The following is a 7,904-nucleotide window of genomic DNA, read 5'->3' on the forward strand; positions in this document are numbered from 1 at the left end:
GGACAGCCCATGCCGCAGATTCTGGAAACAGCCTGTAAAATCGGCGCCTTTGTGGCTGGTAAACGGGGGGCTAATCCGGTTTATGATGAAAGTGTTTTATCGCTTGATTGATCTTAAATGAAATTCTGGCTTTTAAGTTTCTTTTTGACTGTGTTGGGTATAAATTATACTTATGCTCAGGAGGTAAATTTAAAAGAATGGGTATCACACAAAATTGACTCATTACAAAATAGTCATATTGATACGATTGAGTACTATCACCAATATTGTGCAGGTTGCTTTATTAGAAAGACATCAACCACGAAGAAGCATAATATCTGCGAAGCTGATGGATATACCCAAATCGAAAACATTATTATTTATCAGCAACGAGGCAAATTCTATTCTTTGGCTTTCAATTGTAATTACCCATTAGTCGAAAGACGGTTAAGCGAAATTAAATCTTTCGCATACTTTCTTTCGATAGTCCCAATTTTAAACAAAAGAGACAGCATTATAACAGCCACGGAAAACGCTTATAAAAACAGATCGATAGTAATGAATGACACTAATAAATTTTTATTCGGTGGTGGTGACGATGGAATCTTCGAAGAAGCCTATCTCGTTGTTAAGGAATTAAAACAAAGTGTTAAAATGGAACTTGACCAAAAAACCGATAAAGTTTGGAGATCGTATTTTTGGATTGATAAACAAACCAAATTACTTACCATGTTAGAATCCGAAACTGCATCAAAAGATTAATATTCCTCCTATGTGGGTTGAGATTTAGCTCTCCAAAATATAAAAATCACTGCAGCTACCCTCTTTTTTGCCTGCAAAAGAGAGGGTGGTCGAGCGAAGCAAAGACCGGGTGAATCAACCCGGCGGACATTGGCGCCAATGCATGGCGGCGAGTCTACTCACCCCGACTACGCTACGCTGGTCGACCCTCTCTGCCGAAATCGGCAAAGAGGGTAAAAAAAATGAACTTCAAACAACAGGAGCTTTGTCATCCTTTCCTAACAATTCCAATAAATTACCCCCCTCCTCAAACTTTTCAAAAAAATAATCCGTTTCTTTATATCAGAAAGGGTACCGTATGCGTGGTTTTGAATTCTCGAAGTATAAACCCAGCCAGATTCCAAAAGGCGGGTTTGAAGATTTACTAAAGTTATTTTTGGAATTGCTCAACTACACCGCCGGCGATGCTGGCGAAGCTTTGGCCTGGATGAATGAGCTGGATAAGCAATACAACATTACCAATAACAAATACGGGATGGGTAATTTTATTGACGACCTGAAGCAAAAAGGCTACCTCACCGAAGATAACGAAAAAGGCAATTTTAACATCACCGCCAAAACCGAACAAAGCATTCGCGAATCAGCGCTGGAAGAAATTTTCGGCAAGCTGAAAAAATCGGGCAAAGGCAACCACCGTTCGCCTCAATCGGGCCAGGGCGATGAAAAAAATGCCGAGCGGCGTGAGTTTGAATTTGGCGACAGCTCCGACCAGATTAATATGACGCAATCCATCCATAACGCGCAGGTTAACCATGGCATCGGCGATTTTATGATGACCGAACGCGACCTGGAAGTGGAGGAAATGGATTACAAAACCCTTACTTCCACCGTGCTGATGATCGATATTTCGCACTCTATGATCCTTTACGGTGAGGACAGGATAACCCCGGCCAAAAAAGTGGCCATGGCCCTTGCCGAGCTGATCCGCACTAAATACCCGAAAGACACGCTGGACATTGTTGTTTTTGGCAATGACGCCTGGCCCATAACGCTAAAAGACCTGCCCTATTTGCAGGTTGGCCCTTATCATACCAATACCTACGCCGGGTTGGAATTGGCTACTGATCTGCTCCGCAGACGTAAAACCCATAACAAGCAGATCTTTATGATTACTGATGGCAAGCCCACCTGTTTAAAAGAAGGAACTAAATATTATAAAAACAGCATCGGTCTCGACCGTAAAGTGGTTAACAAAACACTGAATATGGCGGCCCAGTGCAAACGCTTAAAAATACCGATCACCACGTTTATGATCGCCAAAGACCCTTACCTGCAACAGTTTGTGCGTAAATTTACGGAGACAAACGGCGGTAAAGCCTTTTACAGCTCGCTGAATGGCCTGGGCGAATATATTTTTGAAGATTACATCCGGAACCGGAGGAAAACAGTACGTTGATTTGAAGATGTGTCAATTTGAAAATTTGAAGATGTTTTGATTCTTCATTTTCAAATTTTCAAATCATCAAATTTTCAAATTAAATATTATGACCATTGACCACATCAACCACCTGGTATTAACCGTAAAGGACGTTGAGGAAACCTGCGCGTTTTACCGGGATATTTTAGGGATGGAGATCGAAATAATTACAGCCAGGAAAAGAGCCTTAAAATTCGGCGACCAACGATTTACCCTGCACCAAAAAGGAATGCGGTTTAGTCCGGAGGCGCACATTCCTACGCCGGGGGCAATTGACATCGGCTTTAAAGTAAAGGAATCTGTGGAGCAGATCAAAGCAGAACTCGAAAACAAAAATATAGCAATTGAAGGAATAGTGCAGCGGCCCGGCGCAACCGGAAAAGTAACCTCTATCTATTTTCGCGACCCAGATCAAAACCTGATCGAAGTGAGCAGTAATATATAAACGCATTTGAAGATGTGCCAATTTGAAAATTTGAAGATATTTTGCTCTTCATTTTCAAATTTTCAAATCATCAAATTTTCAAATTAAAAAGATGAACAAACTATTAAATATCAGAACCGTCGGCGAGTTAAAAAAGACGGATTATAAAAGCCGGTCGGTTAAAGAAGAATTAAGGGCAAACCTGATCAAACAATTGCAGCATGGCGAGGGAGGCTTTGAAGGGATCATCGGTTTCGAGGATACCGTTATTCCCGACCTGCAAACTGCCATTCTTTCACGCCATAATATCTTATTGCTGGGTTTGCGCGGGCAGGCTAAAACCCGGATTGCCCGCCTGCTGGTGAACCTGCTGGATGAATATATGCCTTATATTGAAGGATCGGAATTGTATGATGACCCTTTGGCGCCTATATCCTGGTTCGGGCATAATGAAATTATTACCAAAGGTGATGATACCCCCATCGGCTGGATCCACCGCTCTGAGCGCTATACTGAAAAACTGGCTACGCCTGATGTGACGGTTGCCGATCTGATCGGTGATGTCGACCCAATCAAGGCGGCAACCATGAAACTGACGTACTCAGACGAACGCGTGATCCATTTTGGTTTGATCCCACGCGCACATCGCGGCATCTTCGTGATCAATGAATTGCCCGATCTGCAGGCACGGATCCAGGTATCCCTGTTTAACATTCTGCAGGAAAGAGATATCCAGATCCGCGGATTCAAACTGCGCCTGCCGCTGGATATACAGTTTGTGTTTACGGCAAACCCTGAGGATTATACCAACCGCGGCTCTATCGTTACTCCGTTAAAAGACCGGATTGAAAGCCAGATCTTAACGCACTACCCGCGTACCATCGATGTTTCGCGAAAAATTACCCAGCAGGAAGCATCACTTACCGCTGAGCAACGCTCGGCCATCGAAGTGGATGACCTGGTAAAAGACCTGGTGGAACAAATTGCTTTTGAGGCAAGGAATTCCGAGTTTATCGACAAAAAATCAGGTGTTTCGGCGCGTTTAACCATATCGGCATTTGAAAACCTGGTAAGCAACGCCGAACGGCGGATGCTGATCAATGGCGAAAAAAATACGTTCGTCCGCATTTCAGATTTCCTGGGCGTGATCCCTGCCATTACCGGCAAAATTGAGCTGGTATACGAAGGCGAACTGGAAGGCCCGGGCAAAGTGGCGAATATCCTGATCGGTAAAGCCATAAAAACCCTGCTGCTGCAGTTTTTTCCCGATCCCGAAAAAACAAAGAAAGCAAAGGCCCCAAATCCCTATGCCGAGATCATCAACTGGTTTGGCGACGGCAATAATTTAGCCGTGATTGACGAATTGCCGCTGCATGAATACAAAAAAGCGCTTAATGCCGTTAATGGATTAAAGAGCCTTGTAAAAAAATTACATCCCCGGTTAACAGAGAACCAGGAATTATTAATGATGGAATTTGTTTTACATGGCCTGTCGGAATTTTCGCAGCTGAACAAAGGCTTCCTTGATAATGGCTTTGCGTTTTCGGATATGTTTAACAGCCTGTTTAACCTGCAGCCCGATGACGACGATCTTGATATTGATGACGACCGCTATTAATTTTGCACATGTTTAGCGATAAAAAATAGAGAAAAAGGCAGTACGGCCTGTGCGATTCCCCTCTTGAGAGGCCTGCCTGCCGGCAGGCAGGGGTGGAGGGGTGTGTTGACGAGTATGTTCGCTAACACACCCCTGCCACATCACAGGCCAATACACCCCCTCTCAAGAGGGGAGTTTTTCTATTGCTAACACGTTAATTATATTTCACTTTAAGCCCTAATGATGGAAGGCGTAACGCTTAATCTGCTTTTTTTTATTGCCATTGTATTATTGCTGGATGTTTACGTTTTCAGAGGGCTGAGCAAGCTTTCTGTAAAATGGAAATTTATTGGTAAAAGGTGGTTTTTTATTACCTGGGTAACGGTAACCACCGTGCTGCTTGGCAGTTTGCTATTGGCGGTATATGTGAAGATCGATCTCGGGCTGAGGCTCGTCATTGTCCTTGCGTTTTTTGGCCTTTTACTTTTTAAAGCTTGTTTTGCCTTAGTTTTATTGGTTGATGACCTGCGCCGTTTAAGTATCTTCATCGGCAGGAAACGTAAAAAGACCAGCATCGAGACAGTAGAAACAAAACAACCGCCCACTCCCATCCCGCGTTCTGAATTTTTACTAAAAGCGGGCCTGCTGGCAGGCGCCGTGCCACTGGCTGCTTTTAAGCTGAATATGAAAAGCGGCCTGTATGATTACCAGGTAAAACGGCATAACCTTTACCTGCCCAACCTGCCCAAGGCTTTTGACGGGATGAAACTCGGGCAAATTTCAGATATCCATTCCGGCAGTTTTTTTGATAAGAAAGCAGTTTTGGGCGGGGTTGAAATGCTGCTTGGCGAAAAACCTGATCTGATATTCTTTACTGGCGACCTGGTGAATGAGCAAACCAACGAAATGCGCGATTACCAGGATATCTTCAGCAAGGTAAAAGCGCCTTTAGGTGTATTTTCTTCTCTTGGCAATCATGATTACGGCGACTACGCAGATTGGGCCTCGCCCGCAGCCAAACAGAAGAACCTGGATGACCTGGTACAAACCCACAAAAACATGGGCTGGGATTTGTTAAGAAATGAGAACCGCCGTTTAAAGATCGGCAACGAAGAAATCGGTATCCTCGGAATCGAAAACTGGGGCGAATTAAGCCGTTTCCCAAAATATGGCCGGATGGACCTGGCTGTAAAAAACACCGATGATCTGCCGGTGAAATTACTTTTATCGCACGACCCATCGCACTGGCGGGCACAGGTATTACCGCATTACCCGCAAATTGATATGGTTTTTGCCGGGCACACCCATGGTATGCAATTTGGATTGAGGACAGAACTTTTTCAATGGAGCCCGGTTGAATACCTTTATAACGAGTGGGCCGGCTTTTACCGTGAAAGCAAACAGCAAATCTATGTTAATGTGGGCTATGGCTTTTTTGGTTTCAGGGGAAGGGTTGGAATATTGCCGGAGATTACGATATTTACATTAAAAGCCGGACCAGATCCTTTACAATCGCTGAGCTAAATAATGCCGGTTTGCCATCCAGAAAAACGATGAAGAAAATATTGCAGCAGGCTTTTGACTTTTTGCTTTTCAGCAATGTATTTATGGCATTGTGTGCCGTAGCACAGGGGCTTGTAACTTTCTACCTGGCAGGGGCAAAACCGGTAGCATCAGTTACCTGGTTGCTTTTCACTTCTACCATCGGCATTTATAATTTCAGTATTTTATTAACCCGGCCAAAAAATCCCGAACAATCACAATACAGGCGTGTTCGCTGGTTTTTTTCACATTACCGGTTAATGGTAACTTTTACCATTGTTTCGTTGCTTTCCCTCATTCCGCTTTTCTTTTTGATGTCAACGGAATCAAGGATTTTGCTCATATTTTTGGCTGCCCTTTCTTTCGCTTACAGTATCCCTTTGTTTTCGCTGGGCGAACAAAAATTCGGATTAAGGAATATCCCCGGGCTGAAACAATTCCTGATCACACTCGTGTGGACCATGAGCACCGTTTTATTGCCGGTTTTGGAGGCGCAACATATCCATTTTACAACAATTTCGATGCGCGACACCACGATCCTGATCGCCAAACGCTTTTTACTGATAGCCGCCCTTACCGTACCCTTTGATATCCGTGATCTTTTTGAAGACCAGCAATCGGGCCTGAAAACCATCCCCGTAGCCTACGGCGAAAAGAAGGCCTATATATTTTGCCAGGTTTTACTTGCAGGTTATGTTGTTTTGCTGTTTCTTTTCCGCGGGAACGGTTTTAATACTGATTTTTTTGCGCTAACCATTACGGTGGCATTAGCGGGCTGGCTCATCTTTAAATCAACCTGGGAAAAGAATGAATACTATTATTTTTTCTTTTTAGACGGAGTACTGATCCTGCAGTACCTGGCGCTCCTGCTGTTTCACTGGCTGGGCGGTTTGCTGTGATTTTGAAATAAAAATTGAATATTATTGTAGTATGCCCCCGCGGGGCTACCGCTTTGTAGCACAATGTTCAACCGTTATTTTGCCGCGTCAGCGGCTACCCAATTCGCGAAGGGTAGCCACTGACCTGGCAATTATTCTTGGTATTTGGTTTCTACAAAGCGGTAGCCCCGATGGGGCAAAGGTTTTTCTTGTCTCGAACTCAGATTAACTTAATGGACATTGAACGTTACCATTTGCCTTAAGACTCTTTACTTAAAAGGCTTTCCAGCGGCCAGTTCCCTATGCGCGCGCTTAACGGCCAGGCTTTCGCGGTACCTGGCATAGTTGGATTTAAAGGTCATTTTTAGCACACTATCCAATCCGCCCTTTATGGCAAGGTTATAAACACTGGCTGTCTTGCGTGACAAAGAAGCATCCCAGGCACGAAGGCTTAATGAATAACCCCCTTCCACGTATTTCATCCAGTGCCAGTATCCGGTTGGCATAAACAGCGTGTCGCCATGCGCTAAAAAAGCTTCGGTGCCTTCCACGCCTTCAAGGGCCGGGAATTTTTTGATGTCAGGGTACAGCACATCATAATCTTCCAGTGCGTAAGTGGCGTTGGGGATACAATATAACCGGCGTTTCCATTTGTTTTCGAACAAGATCACCTGCTTTTTCCCTCCAAAATGGGTATGAAAGATATGCGGCAGGTCGATATCATAGTGCAAAAAAGTAACCGAATCCGATCCGCCGAAGAACATAGACGGCATGCTTTCGATAAAACCACCCATTAGTTCTTTTGGGAAGGCGATATCATTGAGCAATTGCGGCGCCTGTTTAAAGATATTAAAAAAGAAGATCCTCAACTCGGTAGGTTTCGACATGATCAGGTCGATATACTCATCAAAAGGCATCTCAGCCGCTGCAGAATTGATTGGCTTTGATGGGTCAGCTTTCGAGTTATCGTATAACGGAACTATTTTGTTGCCAACAACCTGTTTCAAGTATCCGGGTGTCCATTTTTCCCTGGCTGGCCAATTATCGGTGAGTCCTTTGATAATTAATGGCCGTCGCGGTTTTAAATAATTAGCGGTAAAATCTTCGGGACTAATATGATCTACGGTATCAATGGGGTGGAGGATAAAACTCATGCTTCGTTGCTTCCCGTAAACTCCTGGTCAAAGTAAAAACTACAGATAGGGAATTAACAAAATAACGATACCAACATATCCTGTATATTAATAAAATATTAAAAAATAGTAA

7 protein-coding genes are annotated in these 7,904 nt (G+C 43.9%); 6 read left to right on the forward strand and 1 reads right to left on the reverse strand.

Going from position 1 to position 7,904, the window contains the following annotated elements:
- Positions 1-117 precede the first annotated feature (117 nt).
- The 6 genes from QZY09_RS12700 (at position 118) to QZY09_RS12725 (ending at position 6,659) form a co-directional block, all read left to right on the forward strand.
- A complete protein-coding gene (locus QZY09_RS12700) occupies positions 118-741 on the forward strand; it encodes a hypothetical protein (protein WP_295672918.1) in 624 nt (207 codons plus the stop codon).
- Between the two features lie 337 nt (positions 742-1,078).
- Positions 1,079-2,176 carry a VWA domain-containing protein gene (locus tag QZY09_RS12705; RefSeq protein WP_295672920.1) on the forward strand — a complete coding sequence of 366 codons (1,098 nt, stop codon included), beginning with the start codon at positions 1,079-1,081 and terminating at the stop codon, positions 2,174-2,176.
- Between the two features lie 88 nt (positions 2,177-2,264).
- Entirely contained in the window at positions 2,265-2,642 is a 378-nt protein-coding gene (locus tag QZY09_RS12710) for a VOC family protein (protein WP_295672922.1), read from the forward strand.
- Between the two features lie 91 nt (positions 2,643-2,733).
- Positions 2,734-4,239, forward strand: a complete 1,506-nt coding sequence (locus tag QZY09_RS12715) for a sigma 54-interacting transcriptional regulator (RefSeq protein WP_295672923.1) — start codon at positions 2,734-2,736, stop codon at positions 4,237-4,239.
- 219 nt (positions 4,240-4,458) lie between these two features.
- On the forward strand, positions 4,459-5,742 hold the full coding sequence (locus QZY09_RS12720; RefSeq protein ID WP_295672925.1) for a metallophosphoesterase: 1,284 nt from the start codon (positions 4,459-4,461) through the stop codon (positions 5,740-5,742).
- Positions 5,743-5,771: 29 nt separating this feature from the next.
- Entirely contained in the window at positions 5,772-6,659 is an 888-nt protein-coding gene (locus tag QZY09_RS12725; protein ID WP_295672926.1) for a UbiA family prenyltransferase, read from the forward strand.
- A gap of 248 nt (positions 6,660-6,907) precedes the next feature.
- Here QZY09_RS12725 and QZY09_RS12730 read toward each other — a convergent pair whose 3' ends face one another.
- Complete coding sequence (locus QZY09_RS12730) at positions 6,908-7,792, reverse strand: cupin-like domain-containing protein (RefSeq protein WP_295672928.1); 885 nt, start codon at positions 7,790-7,792, stop codon at positions 6,908-6,910.
- Positions 7,793-7,904 lie beyond the last annotated feature (112 nt).

The sequence above is a fragment of the uncultured Mucilaginibacter sp. genome (assembly GCF_903913935.1).
GTDB lineage: Bacteria > Bacteroidota > Bacteroidia > Sphingobacteriales > Sphingobacteriaceae > Mucilaginibacter.